A 19,208-nucleotide genomic window follows, 5' to 3' on the forward strand; every position below is an offset into this window, starting at 1 on the left:
ATTGCGCAAAAACTAACCATTGCAATGTCCAGCCAAAGCAGTATCATGCTGCGGTTTTTATTGGGTTCCCTCACCCCAACGTATAAAAAGGTCACAATATGACGCAGTTCTCTGAATCACAGCGCGTAAAAGCGTTGTTCTGGCTTTCGCTTTTTCACCTGCTGGTGATCACCTCCAGCAACTATCTGGTGCAGCTCCCGATCTCCATTTTTGGTTTTCATACCACCTGGGGCGCGTTCAGTTTTCCGTTTATTTTCCTCGCCACCGATCTGACCGTGCGTATCTTTGGCGCACCGCTGGCGCGCCGCATTATTTTTGCGGTCATGCTTCCGGCGCTGTTCATTTCATACGTGGTGTCATCCCTGTTTTATATGGGAAGCTGGCAGGGCGTTGAGGCGTTAACCCACTTCAACCTGTTTGTTGCCCGTATCGCTGCCGCAAGCTTTATGGCCTACGCGCTGGGGCAAATCCTCGACGTGCACGTGTTTAACCGCCTGCGTCAGAATCACCGTTGGTGGATGGCACCCACCGCCTCCACGCTGTTTGGTAACGTGAGCGATACACTGGCCTTCTTCTTCATCGCCTTCTGGCGCAGCCCGGATGCGTTCATGGCCGAACACTGGATGGAAATCGCGCTGGTGGACTACTGCTTCAAGGTGCTCATCAGCATTGTGTTCTTCCTGCCGATGTACGGCGTGCTGCTGAATATGCTGCTGAAAAGGCTGGCAGATAAATCTGAAATCACGGCATTGCAGGCTGGTTAAGGGTTCGCTTTATCAGTTGTGATAAGATGGACGAATGAGCCGCTATGGCCGTTTATCGAAAGGAAGAAGTCAATGCGCAATCTGGTTAAATATGTCGGGATTGGCCTGCTGGTTGCGGGTCTTGCAGCCTGTGATAACAGCGACACGAAAACGCCTGCTCAGGGCGCATCCGCAGAGAGCAACGCGACCGGTCAGCCGGTGAATCTGATGGATGGCAAACTCAGTTTCTCTCTGCCAGCAGATATGACTGACCAGAGCGGCAAGCTGGGCACCCAGGCGAATAATATGCACGTATACTCCGACGCAACCGGCCAGAAAGCGGTCATTGTGATTGTGGGCGACGACACCAGCGAAGAACTGGCCGTCCTGTCCAAACGTCTGGAAGACCAGCAGCGCGGCCGCGATCCGCAGCTGCAGGTGGTGACCAATAAATCCATTGAGCTGAAAGGCCATAAGCTGCAACAGCTGGACAGCATCATCTCCGCAAAAGGCCAGACCGCTTACTCTTCTGTGGTGCTGGGTAAGGTGGATAACAAACTGCTGACCCTGCAGATCACTCTGCCAGCGGAAGACCAGCAGAAAGCGCAGACGGCCGCTGAAAACATCATTAACACCATCGTGATCCAGTAACCTTTCACGACGATGACGTGGCCTCCGGTGCCTGCACCGGGGGCCATTTTTTTAGCCGCCACGTCAGCAGTAAGGCAAGAATAACCAGACCTGCCGAGGCAATGTAGATCACCGGTACCCCCGCCCAGGCCATCACCAGCCCTGCCAGCGGCCCGGTAATGCCCAACGACATATCCATAAACACCGTATAGGTCGCCAGCGCCGCCCCCTGGTTCTGCTGCGGCACCGCTTTCACCGCCACCACCCCCAGCGCCGGGAAGACCAGTGAAAAACCCGCCCCTGCAAGGAAGACACCAATTTTCGCCATCCAGGGTGCGCTGGCTATGCCGGTTAACAGCAGCCCGACAATCTCAACCGCAAAACAGATCATCGCCACATTCAGCCCGCCCAGGCGGTTGATACCGTTCGGGAAAAGCAGGCGTGCGCCAACAAACGCACCGCTAAAGAGAGTTAACGCAAAGGCCGCGCCCTCCCAGCCTTTGGCGTCGTAAAAGAGGGTAATGAAGGTTGCAATTACGCCGAAGCCGGTGGTCGCCAGGGCCAGCGCCATACCGTACGGCCAGACGCGCCCCAGCACGGCTCGAAACGGCAACGGCTTGCCCTTGCTGGCCCTCACTTTCGGGCGCGGCAGCGCAAACAGTATCGCCACAAGCGCGACCGCCATAATGGTGAGCGACAATCCATACAGCCCGCCAAAGGCATAACAGGCCACGCCAAGCGGCGCGCCGAGCGCCATCGCGCCATAGGTGACAATCCCGTTCCAGGAGATCACCCGGCCAATGTGCGGCGCACCTACAACCCCAACGCCCCATAGCGTCGAGCCGGTTCCCGCCAGGCTTTGCCCAATGCCAAGTATGATGCGGCCCAGGCAAAGCAGCGCCAGGCTAACCAGCGGCCAGGCGCCAGCAGCAGCAGCCAGCAGATAGCTCAGGCCGCTCAGGAAACAGCCGCACAATCCCACCACCACGATGCTTTTAGGACCAAACAGGTCGGCGTAGCGCCCGGCGTGCGGGCGGCTCAGGAGCGTGGCGAAATACTGCAGGCTGATGACCAGCCCCGCCCAGAACGCACTAAAACCCATCACGTCATGGACATAGCCCGGCAAAACCGCCAGCGGCAGGCCGATCGTCAGGTAACTGGCAAAGTTGAAAATAACGACGGAAACGATACGCAGATTGAGGCGCAATCCGCTCAGCGCCGGTTCGGCGGCAGCTTCGGGCATGGGGGTTTACCTGAATTTTTTGCAACAGTGTTTCACTATTACCACGGCGCAATAAGAAAATCAGCCCCGACTTTCAGATTATCGGCGCCAGACGAAGCGGCCCCCAGGCACTACACTTATCGGGTCATCATCTTAAGGAACGCGCATGTTAGCTCCCCAGCCCGATAAAGCAGGACTCCACATCTTACTAAAGCTCGCCTGTCTGGTGGTTATTCTTGCGGGCATTCATGCTGCCGCTGACATTATCGTCCAGCTCCTGCTGGCCCTGTTTTTTGCCATTGTTCTGAATCCGCTGGTGACCTGGTTTTTACGCCGGGGCGTGAGCCGTCCGGTGGCCATCACCATCGTGGTTATCGTGATGCTGATTGGCCTGACGGCGCTCTTCGGGGTACTGGCGGCCTCGCTGAGCGAGTTCTCCACCATGTTGCCGCAGTACAATAAGGAGCTGACGCGTAAAATCATCGCGCTGCAGGAGATGATGCCCTTTCTTAACCTGCATATCTCACCCGAACGTATGCTGCGCAGGATGGATTCCGAGAAGGTCATGACCTACGCCACCACGCTGATGACCGGTCTTTCCGGCGCGATGGCTAGCATACTGCTGCTGGTCATGACGGTAGTGTTCATGCTGTTCGAAGTCCGCCACGTCCCCTATAAGCTGCGCTTTGCTTTAAATAACCCGCAAATACACATTGCCGGCCTACACCGCGCCTTAAAGGGGGTCTCCAAATATCTGGCACTGAAAACGCTGCTCAGCGTCTGGACCGGCATTATCGTCTGGCTGGGGCTGATGCTGATGGACGTACAGTTCGCGCTGATGTGGGGGGTGCTGGCGTTTCTGTTGAACTACGTGCCGAATATTGGCGCGGTGCTTTCCGCCGTGCCGCCGATGATCCAGGCGTTTCTGTTTAACGGTTTCTACGAATGCATGCTGGTCGGAGCGCTCTTCCTCGTCGTGCATATGGTGCTGGGCAACATTCTTGAACCACGCATGATGGGGCACAGGCTGGGCATGTCGACGCTGGTGGTGTTTTTATCGTTGCTGATTTGGGGATGGCTGCTGGGCCCGGTCGGCATGCTGCTGTCGGTACCGCTGACCAGCGTATGTAAAATCTGGATGGAAACCACCAAAGGGGGCAGCAAGCTGGCGATCCTGCTGGGGCCAGGGCGGCCAAAAAGCCGGTTACCGGGATAACTTGTCTATGTCATCAGGCTTAGACCGTCAATAGAACGCCTTAATTACCGCGACGCTCACCGTCGCGGTATTTTTATTTGCGTTAAGGCATATGTTCCCGTTTTTATTCACCTCACCCACATTTCGCTTTAACACAAATTAAAAAAAACGGAATGATTAATTATTTTGCGTGATATTATACCCCGCCTTAGCGTCAACCTAATGCAAACATTAATATTGATTAAAAAAGACACCTGACTTAATCCGTAGGTCTGGTGATACTTATTTGTAAAAAACACTACCTTTAATTGTTATTATTGATATGGAGTTGTTGATGAAAAAGATCGTTAAATGGTGCGCTGCTGCAGTATTCGTTGGCGCTCTGGCTGGCTGTGCGCGTACCGCCCCAATCGCTCAGGTTCACTCTGTCGTGAGCGCAGGTCATACTGCCGATCAGGTGAAAACGGCAATTTTGAAAGCAGGCCAGAAGCGTGACTGGATCATGACGGAAGCGGGCCCGGGCGTTATTAAGGGGCGTCTGCAGGCACGCGATCACTCGGTCCAGGTACGTATTCCCTACTCTGCGACAAGCTATTCAATTAATTACGAAAGTAGCCTGAATCTGAAAGCGGCAGACGGTAAAATTCACAAAAATTATAACCGCTGGGTGAACAACCTCGACCACGATATTCAGCTGAATCTCTCTGCGGGTGCCGCGCTGTAATATTTTTCTAAAGTCGGGCCGGACATGGCCCGATAACCTCATTTCTTGCCCTGAAAGGTTACGCAACAATGTACGAAAAGGACACGCTCAGCGCCCTGGATGCCATTACCGAAGCGCAACGCATCGCTTTTGCTCCGATGTTATTTCAGACCGCGCTTTGTCTGCGTAACTCGGGTGTCCTCGCCTGGCTCGATAAACAGGGTAATAAGGGGGCGAGCCTCGAAGAAATAACCGAAAACAGTACCCTGAGCAACTATGCCGTCAGCGTATTGTTAGACATGGGATTAAGCGGGCGGATAATTACCTGGAAAGAAAGTCGTTATTTCCTGGCGAAAGTGGGCCATTTCTTACTCCACGATCCCATGACCCGCGTTAATATGGATTTCACGCAGGACGTCTGTTACCAGGGGTTATTTCACCTGGCCGACGCCCTGCAGGAAGAAAAACCGGCCGGATTATCCGTGTTTGGCGACTGGCCAACCATCTATCCGGCCTTATCCCAGCTTCCTGCCCGGGCAAAAGAGAGCTGGTTCGCCTTCGATCACTACTATTCTGACGCCGCTTTTGACGCCGCGTTGCCATATATATTCGCAAGCTCGCCGACAAAATTGTACGATGTGGGCGGAAATACGGGTAAATGGTCGTTACGCTGCTGCCGCTATGACGATAATGTTGCCGTGACGATCCTCGATCTCCCGCAGCAGATAGCGCTGGCGCAGGAAAACATCGAAAAAGCAGGTTTTTCTCATCGTATTGGATTCCATGCTGTCGATATGCTTAGTCCGGCTGCATTGCCGGGAGATGCTGACGTCTGGTGGATGAGCCAGTTTCTGGACTGTTTCTCTCCGGATCAGATTGTCGCCATGCTGACGCGCGTCGCACAGGTCATGAAGCCAGGCGCACGGTTGTGCATCATGGAGCTTTTCTGGGATGCCCAGAAATATGAAGCGGCGGCTTTCAGCCTGAATGCCACCTCGCTCTATTTCACCTGTATGGCGAATGGTAATAGCCGTTTTTACAGCGTAGAGAAGTTTTATCACTACCTGGAGAGGGCGGGCTTCTGCATTGAACAGCGGCTGGATAACCTTGGGGTAGGTCATACCCTGTTAATATGCACCAAACGTGAACAATAGCGCAGCCTGGCTGCCCGGGTGGCCCAGCCTGCCCTTTGAATACGGTATTCCGCGGACGCGCGTAGATGAAATTTTCACTGAACATTATTGACTGGCAGGCAAGAGCGCCAGGACTAAGCGATGCCGCAGAGTGGCAGGCGTGGTCGCGCCTGCAGTCGACTATAGACCCAACGGCCCCGCTTCCCCGGCTGACTGCGTTACCCATGATGACCGCGCGCCGCCTTAACTCGGGCAGTAAGCTGGCGGTGGATATTGGTCTTGCCATGCTGCAAAGCCACGCCGTTGATGCCGTCGTCTATTCCAGCCGCCACGGCGAACTGGAGCGCAATTACCGTATTCTGCATGCGCTGGCAACCGGTCAGGCCGTCTCGCCCACCGACTTCGCCATGTCCGTGCACAACTCCGCTGTGGGCAATCTTACTATTACCGCTCGCCAGCCTGTTGTCTCTTCATCCATTTCTGCCGGGCTGGACACCTTCCAGCAGGCCCTGTGTGAAGTGCTGAGCCTGCTGCAGGCGGGCTACTCCCGCGTCTTGCTGGTGGATTTTGACGGCACGCTGCCGGAATTTTACCACCCGGCATTGCCGCCGCAGATGCCCACCTGGCCGTACGCGCTGGCGCTGGTGATTGAATCCGGCAGCGAATGGCAGTGCGAAACCCGCAGCGGCAGCACGGGCGAGGAGCCTACTCTGCCGCAAAGCCTGATGTTCCTGCAACGCTATCTCCGCGAGGAGCGGCAGTTTGTGGTGCCCGGCGAACGCCTGCTGTGGCAGTGGGCGCGCCAATGAACCGCCTGGCCGCCCGGATCAACTGGCTATGGCGTCTGGCGATGACCGGACTCTGCTTCGTGCTGTTTGGCGCGGGCGGCCTGCTGCTGTCGCTGATCTGGTTCAACCTGCTGCTGATTGTTCAGCGCGATCGCGCCAAACGCCGTCGCCTGGCGCGCCGCAGCATTGCGGCCAGCTTCCGCGGCTTCTTAACCGTTGCCCGCGGCACCGGGGTGCTGGACTATCGCATTCACAATCTTGACGCGCTTCGCGGCGATCGGGGCTGTCTGGTGGTGGCTAACCACCCAACGCTAATTGACTACGTGATTCTGGCGTCGGTGATGCCCGAAACCGACTGTCTGGTGAAGAGCGCGTTACTGCGCAATCCCTTTGTCAGCGGCGTTATCCGCGCGGCGGATTACCTGATTAACAGCGAAGCCGAGCCTCTGCTCGCTGCCAGCCGGCAGCGTCTGGCCCACGGCGACACGCTGTTAATCTTCCCGGAAGGCACGCGTACCCGGCCAGGTGAGGCTATCGCCCTCCAGCGCGGCGCGGCAAATATCGCTGTGCGCTGCCGCAGCGATCTGCGGATCGTGCTGATCCACTGCAGCGAGCACCTGCTGGATAAAAAAAGCCGCTGGTATGACGTACCGCCCGCAAAACCTGTCTTTACCGTGGATGTGCGCGATCGCGTGAACATCGACGAATTTTACGATGCAAATGAACAAGAACCGGCGCTGGCGGCAAGGCAGTTAAACCGGCATCTGGAGCATCGATTAACATCAGGCCTTCAATCTTTGTCAGGAATTAATGATGCAAGCGCTTTATCTTGAAATTAAGAATCTCATTATCACCACGCTGAATCTGGACGAGCTTACCGCAGAGGATATTGATACCGATGCCGCGCTGTTTGGCGATGGGCTGGGTCTCGACTCTATCGACGCGCTGGAGCTCGGTCTGGCGGTGAAAAACCAGTATGGCGTGGTGCTTTCTGCCGAAAGCGAGGAGATGCGCCAGCACTTCTTTTCCGTCGCCACCCTGGCGTCCTTTATCCATGCCCAACGCGCCTGAGACGTGAACTATGACCGAACAAGAAACCATTTATCAGGAAGTCTGCGGCCTTCTGATCAAACTCTTTGAAATCGACCCGCAGGACATTACGCCCGAAGCCCGTCTTTACGAAGACCTGGAGCTGGACAGCATTGACGCGGTGGACATGATTGTCCATCTGCAGAAGAAAACCGGTAAGAAAATCAAGCCGGAAACCTTCAAATCGGTTCGTACCGTTCAGGATGTGGTAGACGCCGTCGAACAGCTTCTGCGCGAAGAGTAAAACACCGTGCGTGGTGGACGGACGTTGCCGGTTATCCCCCTTCTGACGGGGCTGATGCTGCTGGCGTGGCCCTTCCTGATTGGATTTGGGCTGACGCATAACAGCCTGCCGTGGCTGCTGCCCGTGATGGCACTGCTGTTGCTGCTGCGGCTGCAACAGGCGCGGCGGAACACCGGCCCGATGCGGTATGTGGTGCAGTGCGTGGCGCTGGCGGGCATCGCGCTCTGCGCGGCAAGCTACCTGCTGAAAACCCACCAGTGGCTGCTGTTTTACCCTGTGGTCGTCAATCTTGTGATGCTGGCCGTGTTCGGGGGTTCGCTCTGGACCGCGATGCCGCTTGTCGAACGGCTGGCGCGCCTGCGTGAGCCAAATTTGCCCCCGGAGGGTGTGCGCTATACCTACAAGGTGACCCTCGTCTGGTGCGGATTTTTCATCGGCAACGGGGCGATGGCGCTGTTTACCGTCCTGCACGGTGACATGCATCTGTGGACGCTGTGGAACGGTATGGTGGCTTACATCCTGATGGGAACGCTGATGGCGACAGAGTGGCTGGTGCGTCAACGGGTGATAAAAAAAGAGATGCACAATGACTAACCCCCTTCCGCTGGGCCAGTGGTTAAACGCGCCCCGCCCTGACGACACGCCCGTCGCCTGGCTTGACGATCGTACCTGGACGCTGGGCCAGCTGCGCCACGACGTGACCCTGCTGGTCGACACCCTGCGTCAGCAAGAAGGCGAGCGCTGGGCGCTGTGCTTTGAAAACAGCTACCTGTTTATCGTTGCGCTGCTGGCCTCGCTGCATGCGGGTAAAACGCCGGTCATTCCCGGCCATAGCCGTATTTCGCTGCTTGAAGAGCAGCAGTCGCTGTTTAGCGGCGTTCTGAGCGACAGGCCCCTCGGTTACCCTGGAAAGTTGATTATGGTGGCTTCCCGCCATCAGACGATCGCCCACTGGATGCCCCTGCCGGATATTGCCGAAAGCCGCTTTGTTGAGCTTTTCACCTCCGGCTCCACGGGGACGCCGCGTCGGGTGATTAAGCACATCGTCAGCCTGGATCGCGAAGCCCGCCTGCTGGCTGACCGCTTCGGCGCGCGTCTGGCTGGCTGTAGCGTTGTCGCCTCCGTCGTACCGCAACACCTGTACGGTCTGACATTCCGCATTGTATTGCCGATGGCGCTTGGCCTGCCGCTGCATGCCGCGATGCTCTATTACGCAGAGCAACTGGCCGCCCTTCCTCATGACAGGCATTACCTGTTCATCAGCAGCCCGGCGTTCCTGAAACGCCTGGATACTGAGCTGGCCGCGCCGCCCGTCAGGATGCTGATTTCCGCGGGCGGAATGCTGCCCTGGCGTGACGTCTCAACCACCGCTGGCTGGCTTAACATCTGGCCGGATGAAATTTATGGCAGCACCGAAACCGGGATCCTCGCCTGGCGCCATCGCCAGGAAGATAACCTGCCATGGCTGCCCTTCCCCGGCGTAAGCTTCCATCAGGAAGAAGAAGCGTGCCGCGTCACGTCACCACTGATCCATGAGGCTGAAGGACTCCAGCTGGACGATATCCTCCACTTCGACAGCGAGGGGCTGTTCAGCATCGCCGGTCGTCGCGGGCGGGTGGTCAAAATTGAAGAAAAGCGCATCTCGCTTAACGAAATAGAACGCCGCCTGCTGGAGCTCGACGGCGTTTGCGAAGCGGCTGCGCTGCCGGTCACGCGCGGGGGCCGCCAGGGAATCGGCGCCCTGCTGGTGCTGGATGAGGCGGTTCGTCAGCGCTGGCAGCTGCAGGATAAAAAAGCGCAGGAGTTCGCCTGGCGTCGCGCTCTGCTGCCGTGGCTTGAACCGGTCGCGGTGCCGCGCTACTGGCGGATTGTGGATGAGATGCCGGTAAACAGTATGAACAAGCGTGTCTATGCGCAGTTAGAGGAGTTATTTCATGAAAATTCATGAAATTGAGCGCCATCAGGCACAGCCGGAGAAGCTGGAGATCGTTTTGCATCTCGACGCGTCTCTGTTCTGGTTTCAGGGCCATTTTGCCGTACAGCCGCTGCTGCCCGGCGTTGCGCAGCTTGACTGGGTCATGCACTACGCCACGACGTTACTGGCGCCGGGTTACCGCTTTCACAGCATTCAAAACGTGAAGTTTCAGGCCCCTCTGCTGCCGGAAACTACGGTGACGCTGGTGCTTGAGTGGCATGCCGAACGTCAGATGTTGACCTTCAGCTACCAGCGTCACGCCGGGGCGGAGCGCCATACCGCCAGCAGCGGGAAAATTCGTCTATGTCAGTGATCTTTCGCCCCTGCGTGCTGATCCCGTGCTACAACCACGGTGCCATGATCGCCAGCGTGCTGTCACGTCTCGCCCCGTTCGGCCTGCCGTGCCTGGTGGTGGATGACGGCAGCGAAGCGATCACCCGTCAGGAGCTCGAACGCCTGGCGGCGGAGCAGCCGCATATGACGCTGATCCGTCTGGGGCAAAACGCCGGGAAAGGTGCTGCGGTCATCAGGGGGCTGGAGGAGTGCGCTCGCGCGGGCTATACCCACGCCGTGCAGGTGGATGCGGACGGCCAGCACGCCATTGAAGATATCCCCAAACTGCTGGCGCTGGCGGAGCGCCACCCGGACGCGCTGATTTCCGGCCAGCCCATTTACGATGATTCCATTCCGCGCTCGCGGCTCTACGGGCGCTGGGTCACCCACGTCTGGGTATGGATTGAGACCTTATCCCTGCAGCTTAAAGACAGCATGTGCGGCTTTCGGGTCTACCCGGTCTCGCCCACGCTGCGGCTGGCCGCGCGTGAAACGCTCGGTAAACGGATGGACTTTGACACCGAAGTGATGGTCCGTCTCTACTGGCAGGGCAACACCAGCGTCTTCCTGCCCACCCGTGTGACCTACCCGCAGGACGGGTTATCCCACTTCGACGCGTTAAAAGATAACGTGCGGATCTCCCTGATGCATACCCGGCTGTTCTTCGGCATGCTGCCCCGCATTCCCGGCCTGCTCTTCCGTCGACGCGGCCAGCACTGGGCGCAGCAGGACGAGGTCAAGGGGCTATGGGGCATGCGCCTGATGCTGCGCGTCTGGCAGTTGCTGGGGCGGCGGGCCTTTACCGTGCTGCTGTGGCCAGTGATCGGCGTCTACTGGCTTATCGCGCGTCCGGCGCGGCAGGCTTCGCGGCAGTGGATTGCACGCGTGAAGCAGGTGCTGATGCAGCGGGACATGCCTGTTCCCTCACGGCTCAACAGCTTTTTCCATTTCATGCGCTTCGGCAACGCGATGCTGGACAAAGTTGCCAGCTGGCGCGGCGAGCTGAAGTTTAATCGCGACGTGGTCTTTGCCCCCGGCGCGCGCGAAACGCTTAATATCGCGGCGCCGCAGGGCAAGCTGCTGCTGGCCTCGCATCTTGGTGACGTAGAGGCCTGCCGGGCGCTGGCCCAGCTGGACGGCAGCAAGACCATCAATGCCCTGGTCTTCAGCGAAAACGCCCGGCGCTTTAAGCAGATTATGAGCGAAATGGCGCCCCAGGCGGGCGTGAATTTAATGTCGGTCACCGACATCGGCCCGGACACCGCGATTGCCATCAAAGAGAAGCTTGAGCGCGGAGAATGGGTCGCGATTGTGGGCGACCGCATCGCGGTGAATCCGCAGCGTGGCGGCGAGTGGCGCGTGATCTGGAGCCGGTTCATGGGCCAGCCCGCGCCGTTCCCTCAGGGGCCGTTTATCCTGGCCTCGATTCTCCGCTGCCCGGTGGTGCTGATTTTTGCCCTGCGCCAGCAGGGCAAGCTTGTCCTGCACGGCGAACCGTTTGCCGACCCGCTGATCCTGCCGCGCGGGGAACGCCAGCAGGCGCTGCAGGATGCCGTCGATCGCTACGCGCAGCGGCTGGAGCATTACGCCCTGATGTCGCCGCTCGACTGGTTTAATTTTTTCGATTTCTGGCATCTGCCAGAGTCCAGAGAGAAGGAGTAAAGGGTGCTGACCGATCCCCGCTTTACGACTGAAGTCGAGATCACCGTTCCGTTCCACGACGTCGATATGATGGGCGTGGTCTGGCACGGGAACTATTTCCGCTACTTTGAGATCGCCCGCGAGGCGCTGCTCAATCAGTTTGACTATGGCTATCGCCAGATGAAAGCCTCCGGCTACGTCTGGCCCGTCGTCGACACCCGGGTGAAATACCGCGATGCGGTGACCTTTGAGCAGCGTATTCGCGTCCGCGCGCAGATTGAAGAGTATGAAAACCGGCTGCGCATTGCCTATCAAATTTTCGATGCGCAGACCGGCAAGCGCACCACCACCGGGTACACCATCCAGGTGGCGGTGGAAGAAGCCACCCGCGAAATGTGCTTTGTCAGTCCGGCAGTACTGTTTGAACGTATGGGAGTCACGCCATGAAATGGTTGCCTTTGCTGACGCTGCTCGTCAGCCCGCTGGTCAGCGCCGTGACGCTGGATGAACTGCAGCAGCGCTTCACCGAGCAGCCCGTGGTGCGCGCGTACTTCGAACAGGTTCGCACGATAAAAGATATGCCGCAGCCGCTGCGCTCGCAGGGCGAGATGCTGATCGCCCGCGACAGTGGCCTGCTGTGGGATCAAAAAGCGCCGTTTCCGATGACGCTCCTGCTGGACGACAAGCGGATGGTTCAGGCGATCAACGGCCAGCCGCCGCAGACCATCACTGCCGACAATAATCCGCAGATGTTCCAGTTCAACCACCTGCTGCGGGCCCTGTTCCAGGCCGACCGCAAGGTGCTGGAAGAGAACTTCCGCATCGATTTTAAAGACCTGGGAGCGGGCCGCTGGTCGTTGGTACTTACGCCAAAAACGACGCCGCTGGACAAGATTTTTGCCTCCCTCGATCTGGGCGGCGCGACCTATCTGGAGACGATTCGCCTGAACGACAAGCAGGGCGACCGTACCGATATCGCTCTTTCAAACCACCAACTGACGCCCGCCAGCCTGACCGATGACGAACGCCAACGCTTTGCCGCACCGTAAATCCCTGCGCCCGGCGCTGCTGTGGGCCGCGGCATGCCTGATCCTGCTGGGCGTGCTGCTGTCACTGCTGCCCGGCGCGCGTCTGAACAGCAGCGTGCTGGCCATGCTGCCGAAGCAGACGCTGGGGGCGATCCCGCCGGCGCTCAACGACGGGTTTATGCAGCGTCTCGACCGCCAGCTGGTCTGGCTGGTCAGCCCCGGCAAAGAGCCCGATCCGCGCGTGGCGCAGCAGTGGCTGACGCTGCTGCAAAACAGTCACTCGCTCAGCGAGGTTAAAGGCCCGATGGACGCCGCCGGGCAGAAAGCCTGGGGAGAGTTCTTCTGGCAGCACCGCAACGGCCTGATCGATCCCGCCACCCGCGCCCGTCTGCAAAACGGCGGAGACGCGCAGGCGCAGTGGATTTTATCCCAGCTCTACTCGGCCTTTTCCGGCGTCAGCGGCAAAGAGCTGCAAAACGATCCGCTGATGCTGATGCGCGGCTCGCAGCTCGCCCTGGCGCAAAACGGCCAGAAGCTGCGGCTGATGGACGGCTGGCTGGTCACGCAAGATGAGGCGGGGAACTACTGGTACCTGCTGCACGGCGAGCTGGCAGGCTCGTCATTTGATATGCAGCAGACCCACCGGCTCGTGACGACGCTTAACGCGCTGCAACAGACGCTGAAAGCGAGTTACCCGCAGGCCCAACTGCTTTCCCGCGGAACGGTCTTCTACAGCGATTACGCCAGCCAGCAGGCCAAACGCGACGTCTCGACGCTGGGTATCGCCACCCTGCTTGGGGTGTTCCTGCTTATCGTCGCGGTGTTCCGCTCTCTGCGCCCGCTGCTGCTGAGCGTGCTCTCGATTGCCATCGGCGCGCTGGCGGGCACGGCGGTGACGCTGCTGCTCTTTGGCGAACTGCACCTGATGACGCTGGTGATGAGCATGAGCATCATCGGTATTTCCGCAGACTACACGCTCTACTACCTGACCGAACGGATGGTGCACGGCGCGGAGCTTTCCCCCTGGCAGAGCCTGGCCAAGGTACGCAATGCGCTGCTGCTGGCGCTGCTGACGACCGTCGCCGCCTACCTGATTATGATGCTGGCCCCCTTCCCCGGGATCCGCCAGATGGCGGTGTTCGCCGCCGTGGGGCTGAGCGCCTCCTGCCTGACGGTGATTTTCTGGCATCCGTGGCTGTGCCGGGGTCTGCCGGTGCGCCCGGTTCCCTTTATGGTCCTGATGCTGCGCTGGCTGGCCGCCTGGCGACGCAGTAAAAAACTGTCCGTTGGTCTGCCCGTCGCGCTGGCGCTGCTCTCCGCCGCGGGGATGAGCACCCTGAAGGTGGACGACGATATCGCCCAGCTGCAGGCGCTGCCAAAAGATATTCTGGCGCAAGAGAAAGCCATTACCGCCCTGACCGGCCAAAGCGTCGATCAGAAATGGTTTGTGGTGCACGGTGCTTCGCCCCAGCAAACGCTGGAGCGGCTGGAAGCCTTCACCCCGGCGCTGGCCGAGGCGCAAAAAGCGGGCGATCTCACCCGCTGGCGTACCCTGCCGCTGAACTCGCTGGCCCGCCAGAAAAGCGATCTTACGCTGCTGCGCGACGCTGCCCCGGCGGTAACGAACATGCTGAAAAGCGCCGGGCTCAACGCCGTATCCCCGAATCTGGACGCCATGCCGGTCAGCGTGGACGCGTGGCTTAACAGTCCGGCCAGCGAAGGCTGGCGACTGCTCTGGCTGACCCTGCCGGGCGGGGAAAGCGGCGTGCTGGTGCCGGTGGACGGCGCGAAAAACAGCGCGGCGCTCGGTGAGCTGGCCGCGCGCCATGACGGCGTCGTCTGGGTGGACCGCAAAGCCAGCTTTGACAGCCTCTTTGCCCTCTACCGCACGCTGCTGACGGGGCTACTGTTTGCGGCGCTGGCGGTGATTGCCTGCGGGGCGATGCTGCGCCTCGGCTGGCGTAAGGGACTGATAAGCCTGGTGCCGTCCGCACTGTCGCTGAGCTGCGGTCTGGCGGTCCTGGCCGCAACGGGCCACCCGGTAAATCTGTTTTCACTGCTGGCGCTGGTACTGGTGCTCGGCATTGGCATTAACTACACGCTATTTTTCAGCAACCCGCGCGGTACGCCGCTGACCTCGATGCTGGCGATTACCCTGGCGATGATGACCACCCTGCTGACGCTGGGCATGCTCGTCTTCAGCACCACCCAGGCCATCAGCAGCTTTGGTATTGTGCTGGTGAGCGGGATTTTCACCGCCTTCCTGCTGGCCCCGCTGGCGATGCCGGAAAAGAAAGAGAGAAAACGTAAATGAACGCTGTTTATCGCGCCGTTGCGCTGGCTGCGGCGCTGCTGCTGGCAGGCTGTAGCCATTCGACCGATACTAAAGAGACGCGGCCTCAGGCCTGGCTCCAGCCGGGCACCAAAGTGACGCTCCCGCCGCCCGGCATCAGCCCGGCGGTAAGCTCCCAGCAGCTGCTGACCGGCAGCTTTAACGGACAAACGCAGTCTCTGCTGGTGATGCTCAACGCGGATGCGCATAAGGTCACGCTGGCCGGGCTCTCTTCCGTTGGGATCCGTCTGTTCCTGGCAACGTACGATGAGAACGGTATTCATACCGAGCAGTCCATCGTCGTGCCGCAGCTGCCGCCAGCCAGCCAGGTGCTGGCCGACGTGATGCTCAGCCACTGGCCGATTAGCGCCTGGCAGCCGCAGTTGCCGAAGGGCTGGACGCTGACGGACAATGGCGATCGGCGAGAGCTGCGTAACGCCAGCGGCAAGCTGGTGACGGAGATTGTCTACCTCCAGCGCAAAGGCAAGCGCGAGCCGATCAGCATCGAGCAACACGTATTCAAATACCACATCACCATTCAATATCTGGGTGACTGAGATGATCTATATATCCGCTGTTGGCATGGTCAACGCGCTGGGCAACTCGCCTGATGAGATTGCCGCGAACCTGACGGCAGGCGTGGCGCCGGGTATGCACGCCCGGGCCGGCTGGTTGCAGGGAGCCCCCGAAGCGGTACTGGGCGCCGTGGAAGGCGAGCTGCCGCCCATCCCGGACAGCTTCTGTGCACACCGCACCCGCAATAACCAACTGCTGCTGGCCGCACTGGCGCAGATTCAGTCAACCGTTGACGAGGCCATCGCCCGCGTCGGTCGCGACCGCGTGGCCGTGGTGCTGGGAACCAGCACTTCCGGGCTGGATGAAGGCGATGAGCACGTTAGGCGCATGACCGACGGCGAGACCAGCACGCGATGGCAGTATCCGCAGCAGGAGCTGGGCGATCCGTCCCGCTTCCTTGCCAACTGGCTGCAGCTTGAAAGCCCGGCCTATACGATCTCCACCGCCTGCTCCTCCAGCGCGCGGGCGATGATTGGCGGCAAACGCCTGATTGAAGCCGGGCTGGTGGACATCGCCATTGTCGGCGGGGCCGATACCCTGAGCCGGATGCCCGTCAACGGTTTTAACAGCCTTGAATCCTTCTCCCCTACGCTCTGCGAGCCGTTTGGGCGCGACCGCCGGGGGATCACCATCGGTGAAGCGGCGGCGCTGATGGTATTGAGCCGGGAACCTGCGGACGTGGCGCTGCTCGGGACGGGCGAATCCAGCGATGCGTACCATATTTCCGCCCCGCATCCTCAGGGCGAAGGGGCGATAAGGGCTATCACTCAGGCGCTCAACGAAGCGGGCATGCAGCCGGGCGACATCGGCTATATCAACCTGCACGGCACGGCCACGCCGCTCAACGATCAGATTGAATCGCAGGTGGTACACGATCTCTTCGGGGAGAGCGTGCCGTGCAGCTCAACCAAACACCTGACCGGCCACACGCTGGGCGCTGCCGGTATCACCGAAGCGGCACTGAGCTGGCTGATCCTGACGCGCGATCTGCCCTTGCCGCCGCAGGATTTTTCCCGCTATGCCCCGGACGACACGCTCGCGCCGTGCGGCCTGCTGCACCAGCGCGCCGCCCTGAAAAAGCCGGTGATTTTGTCTAACTCGTTCGCGTTTGGCGGCAACAACGCCAGCATTCTGCTGGGGAGAGCGTCATGAGCTATCTATCACCCGAAGCCTATTTGCCGCACGAGGCGCCCATGATGCTGCTGGGGTCCGTTGAGAATGTCACGGACGACACAGCGGTCTGCCGCGTCGCGGTTGACAGGCAAAGCGTGCTGGCGCCGTTTCTCAATGCCGATGGCGACCTGCCAGGCTGGTACGCGCTCGAATTGATGGCGCAGACCGTTGGCGTCTGGTCAGGCTGGCATCGTCAGCAGCAGGGGCAAGAGCATATCGCGCTGGGCATGGTGCTCGGCGCGCGCGAGCTGGTCTGCGCCAGCGGGCGTTTCGCCAAAGGCTTAACGCTGGACATTACCGTTAAGCTGCTGATGCAGGACGAACGGTTCGGCAGTTTTGAATGTACGATTTCCGCAGATGAAGAGACGCTGGCCACGGGCCGGGTCAACACCTTCCAGCCGAGTGCAGAAGAATTAACATCGCTTTTTAATCAGGGATCCCACGCATGAGTCGTTCCGTTCTGGTCACAGGGGCCAGCAAAGGCATTGGTCGCGCCATCGCCCGCCAGCTTGCCGCTGACGGGTTCACCGTCGGCGTGCATTACCACTGTGATGCCGCAGGCGCGCAGGAGACGCTGGACGCCATCACGCAGGCGGGCGGCAGCGGTCGTTTACTCTCGTTTGACGTGGGCAACCGCGAACAGTGCCGCGAGGTGCTGGAGCAAGAAATTGAAGCTTATGGCGCATGGTATGGCGTGGTCAGCAATGCCGGGATCGCCCGCGACGGTGCCTTTCCGGCACTGAGTGAAGACGACTGGGACAGCGTGATCCACACCAATCTCGACAGCTTTTATAACGTCATTCACCCCTGCATTATGCCGATGATCGGCACCCGTAAAGGGGGACGCATTATCACCTTATCGTCCGTGTCCGGCGTGATGGGCAACCGCGGGCAGGTGAACTACAGTGCGGCAAAAGCGGGCATTATCGGCGCCACCAAAGCGCTGGCGATCGAGCTGGCAAAACGCAAAATCACCGTGAACTGCATTGCCCCGGGGCTGATTGATACCGGCATGATTGAGATGGAGGAGGCTGCGCTGAAGGAAGCGATGTCCATCATCCCAATGAAACGTATGGGCCAGGCTGAGGAGGTCGCCGGGCTGGCCAGCTATCTGATGTCGGATATTGCGGGCTACGTCACCCGACAGGTCATTTCCATTAACGGAGGAATGCTATGACGCGTCGCGTGGTGATTACGGGCATGGGCGGCGTGACCGCCTTTGGCGAGAGCTGGCAATCTGTTTCCAGCCGGCTGCTGGCGTATGAAAACGCCGTGCGTAAAATGCCGGAATGGCAGGTGTACGAAGGCCTGCATACCCTGCTGGGCGCGCCGATCGACGATTTCGCGCTGCCGGAACACTATACCCGCAAGCGTATCCGCGCCATGGGCCGGGTGTCGCTGATGTCGACCCGCGCTACCGAGCTGGCGCTGGAGCAGGCGGGGCTGATTGGCGAAGCGGTGCTCACCAACGGGCAAACCGGTATCGCCTACGGCTCTTCGACAGGTAGCACCGGCCCGGTCAGCGAATTCGCGACCATGCTCACCGAAAAGCACACCAATAACATCACCGGGACAACCTATGTCCAGATGATGCCGCACACCACCGCGGTGAATACCGGCCTGTTCTTTGGATTACGCGGCCGCGTCATCCCGACGTCGAGCGCCTGTACCTCCGGCAGCCAGGCGATAGGCTACGCCTGGGAGGCGATTCGCCACGGGTATCAGACCGTTATGGTCGCGGGGGGCGCGGAAGAGCTTTGTCCGTCAGAAGCGGCGGTGTTTGACACGCTGTTTGCCACCAGCCAGCGCAACGACGAACCCAAAACCACCCCGTCGCCGTTTGATACGCAGCGCGATGGTCTGGTGATTGGGGAAGGTGCGGGTACCCTGATACTCGAAGAGCTGGAGCATGCCAAAGCACGTGGGGCCACGATCTACGGCGAAATTGTAGGCTTTGCCACTAACTGTGACGCGGCCCATATCACCCAGCCACAGCGCGACACCATGCAGATTTGCATGGAGCAGTCGCTGGCGATGGCGGGATTAAGCGCCCGGGATATGGGGTATATCTCCGCGCACGGTACCGCCACCGACCGCGGCGATATCGCCGAAAGCCAGGCTACTGCCGCCATCTACGGTGACAGCGTGCCGGTTTCCTCGCTGAAGAGCTATTTAGGCCACACGCTGGGGGCCTGCGGCGCGCTGGAAGCATGGATGAGCCTGCAGATGATGCGCGAAGGCTGGTTTGCCCCGACGCTCAATTTAACGCAGCCGGATGAGCAATGCGGGGCTTTAGATTATATTATGGGAGAAGCCCGTCAGATTGACTGCGAGTATCTGCAGAGCAATAACTTCGCGTTTGGCGGCATCAATACCTCAATTATTATTAAACGCTGGGCGTAA

General features: G+C 59.5%; 22 protein-coding genes. 21 read left to right on the forward strand and 1 reads right to left on the reverse strand.

Annotated elements, in window-relative coordinates; all coding sequences use genetic code 11:
• Nucleotides 1–98: 98 nt before the first annotated feature.
• Together ACR42C_RS21380 and ACR42C_RS21385 are read left to right on the forward strand one after the other, a co-directional pair.
• Nucleotides 99–764, forward strand: coding sequence for a 7-cyano-7-deazaguanine/7-aminomethyl-7-deazaguanine transporter (locus ACR42C_RS21380; protein WP_014885561.1), 666 nt, complete (start codon nucleotides 99–101; stop codon nucleotides 762–764).
• 72 nt (nucleotides 765–836) lie between these two features.
• Nucleotides 837–1,394, forward strand: a complete 558-nt coding sequence (locus tag ACR42C_RS21385) for a DcrB family lipoprotein (protein ID WP_316380241.1) — start codon at nucleotides 837–839, stop codon at nucleotides 1,392–1,394.
• Between the two features lie 4 nt (nucleotides 1,395–1,398).
• On the opposite strand, the gene ACR42C_RS21390 is transcribed toward ACR42C_RS21385, so the two are convergent.
• Nucleotides 1,399–2,616: an MFS transporter gene (locus ACR42C_RS21390; RefSeq protein ID WP_316380240.1), complete on the reverse strand. Its 1,218-nt coding sequence runs from the start codon at nucleotides 2,614–2,616 to the stop codon at nucleotides 1,399–1,401.
• A 145-nt stretch (nucleotides 2,617–2,761) separates the two neighbouring features.
• Here ACR42C_RS21390 and ACR42C_RS21395 point away from each other — a divergent pair, with 145 nt between their 5' ends.
• The 19 genes from ACR42C_RS21395 (at nucleotide 2,762) to ACR42C_RS21485 (ending at nucleotide 19,208) form a co-directional block, all read left to right on the forward strand.
• Nucleotides 2,762–3,811 carry an AI-2E family transporter gene (locus ACR42C_RS21395; RefSeq protein ID WP_233003196.1) on the forward strand — a complete coding sequence of 350 codons (1,050 nt, stop codon included), beginning with the start codon at nucleotides 2,762–2,764 and terminating at the stop codon, nucleotides 3,809–3,811.
• A gap of 313 nt (nucleotides 3,812–4,124) precedes the next feature.
• The gene (locus tag ACR42C_RS21400; RefSeq protein ID WP_061096845.1) at nucleotides 4,125–4,514 is read left to right on the forward strand and encodes a lipoprotein; all 390 of its coding nucleotides are present in this window, start codon (nucleotides 4,125–4,127) and stop codon (nucleotides 4,512–4,514) included.
• 68 nt (nucleotides 4,515–4,582) lie between these two features.
• Nucleotides 4,583–5,647: a class I SAM-dependent methyltransferase gene (locus ACR42C_RS21405; protein WP_116342736.1), complete on the forward strand. Its 1,065-nt coding sequence runs from the start codon at nucleotides 4,583–4,585 to the stop codon at nucleotides 5,645–5,647.
• 65 nt (nucleotides 5,648–5,712) lie between these two features.
• On the forward strand, nucleotides 5,713–6,435 hold the full coding sequence (locus ACR42C_RS21410; protein ID WP_316380239.1) for a beta-ketoacyl synthase chain length factor: 723 nt from the start codon (nucleotides 5,713–5,715) through the stop codon (nucleotides 6,433–6,435).
• Nucleotides 6,432–7,247: a lysophospholipid acyltransferase family protein gene (locus ACR42C_RS21415; RefSeq protein ID WP_316380238.1), complete on the forward strand. Its 816-nt coding sequence runs from the start codon at nucleotides 6,432–6,434 to the stop codon at nucleotides 7,245–7,247. The genes ACR42C_RS21410 and ACR42C_RS21415 overlap by 4 nt, the downstream gene beginning before the upstream one ends.
• The gene (locus tag ACR42C_RS21420) at nucleotides 7,228–7,485 is read left to right on the forward strand and encodes a phosphopantetheine-binding protein (RefSeq protein ID WP_028014701.1); all 258 of its coding nucleotides are present in this window, start codon (nucleotides 7,228–7,230) and stop codon (nucleotides 7,483–7,485) included. Before ACR42C_RS21415 ends, ACR42C_RS21420 begins: the two co-directional genes overlap by 20 nt.
• A 10-nt stretch (nucleotides 7,486–7,495) precedes the next feature.
• A complete protein-coding gene (locus tag ACR42C_RS21425; RefSeq protein WP_116342741.1) occupies nucleotides 7,496–7,747 on the forward strand; it encodes an acyl carrier protein in 252 nt (83 codons plus the stop codon).
• A gap of 6 nt (nucleotides 7,748–7,753) precedes the next feature.
• Nucleotides 7,754–8,341 carry a COG4648 family protein gene (locus ACR42C_RS21430; RefSeq protein ID WP_166712542.1) on the forward strand — a complete coding sequence of 196 codons (588 nt, stop codon included), beginning with the start codon at nucleotides 7,754–7,756 and terminating at the stop codon, nucleotides 8,339–8,341.
• On the forward strand, nucleotides 8,334–9,695 hold the full coding sequence (locus ACR42C_RS21435) for a class I adenylate-forming enzyme family protein (RefSeq protein ID WP_479984533.1): 1,362 nt from the start codon (nucleotides 8,334–8,336) through the stop codon (nucleotides 9,693–9,695). Before ACR42C_RS21430 ends, ACR42C_RS21435 begins: the two co-directional genes overlap by 8 nt.
• Nucleotides 9,682–10,035, forward strand: a complete 354-nt coding sequence (locus ACR42C_RS21440) for an ApeI family dehydratase (RefSeq protein WP_116342747.1) — start codon at nucleotides 9,682–9,684, stop codon at nucleotides 10,033–10,035. The genes ACR42C_RS21435 and ACR42C_RS21440 overlap by 14 nt, the downstream gene beginning before the upstream one ends.
• The gene (locus ACR42C_RS21445; protein ID WP_479984534.1) at nucleotides 10,026–11,717 is read left to right on the forward strand and encodes a glycosyltransferase family 2 protein; all 1,692 of its coding nucleotides are present in this window, start codon (nucleotides 10,026–10,028) and stop codon (nucleotides 11,715–11,717) included. The genes ACR42C_RS21440 and ACR42C_RS21445 overlap by 10 nt, the downstream gene beginning before the upstream one ends.
• A gap of 3 nt (nucleotides 11,718–11,720) precedes the next feature.
• Entirely contained in the window at nucleotides 11,721–12,143 is a 423-nt protein-coding gene (locus ACR42C_RS21450) for an acyl-CoA thioesterase (protein ID WP_028014706.1), read from the forward strand.
• Nucleotides 12,140–12,745 carry a LolA family protein gene (locus tag ACR42C_RS21455; protein WP_479984535.1) on the forward strand — a complete coding sequence of 202 codons (606 nt, stop codon included), beginning with the start codon at nucleotides 12,140–12,142 and terminating at the stop codon, nucleotides 12,743–12,745. The genes ACR42C_RS21450 and ACR42C_RS21455 overlap by 4 nt, the downstream gene beginning before the upstream one ends.
• A complete protein-coding gene (locus ACR42C_RS21460; RefSeq protein ID WP_316380234.1) occupies nucleotides 12,714–15,038 on the forward strand; it encodes an MMPL family transporter in 2,325 nt (774 codons plus the stop codon). The genes ACR42C_RS21455 and ACR42C_RS21460 overlap by 32 nt, the downstream gene beginning before the upstream one ends.
• Nucleotides 15,035–15,613, forward strand: coding sequence for a DUF3261 domain-containing protein (locus ACR42C_RS21465; RefSeq protein ID WP_116342755.1), 579 nt, complete (start codon nucleotides 15,035–15,037; stop codon nucleotides 15,611–15,613). The genes ACR42C_RS21460 and ACR42C_RS21465 overlap by 4 nt, the downstream gene beginning before the upstream one ends.
• A gap of 1 nt (nucleotide 15,614) precedes the next feature.
• Nucleotides 15,615–16,784, forward strand: coding sequence for a beta-ketoacyl-[acyl-carrier-protein] synthase family protein (locus ACR42C_RS21470; RefSeq protein ID WP_479984536.1), 1,170 nt, complete (start codon nucleotides 15,615–15,617; stop codon nucleotides 16,782–16,784).
• Entirely contained in the window at nucleotides 16,781–17,254 is a 474-nt protein-coding gene (locus ACR42C_RS21475) for a hotdog family protein (RefSeq protein WP_163330628.1), read from the forward strand. The genes ACR42C_RS21470 and ACR42C_RS21475 overlap by 4 nt, the downstream gene beginning before the upstream one ends.
• Complete coding sequence (locus ACR42C_RS21480) at nucleotides 17,251–17,982, forward strand: 3-ketoacyl-ACP reductase FabG2 (protein WP_479984537.1); 732 nt, start codon at nucleotides 17,251–17,253, stop codon at nucleotides 17,980–17,982. The genes ACR42C_RS21475 and ACR42C_RS21480 overlap by 4 nt, the downstream gene beginning before the upstream one ends.
• Entirely contained in the window at nucleotides 17,979–19,208 is a 1,230-nt protein-coding gene (locus ACR42C_RS21485; protein WP_192983757.1) for a beta-ketoacyl-ACP synthase, read from the forward strand. The genes ACR42C_RS21480 and ACR42C_RS21485 overlap by 4 nt, the downstream gene beginning before the upstream one ends.

The organism is Enterobacter sp. MG-EB028 (assembly GCF_056673305.1).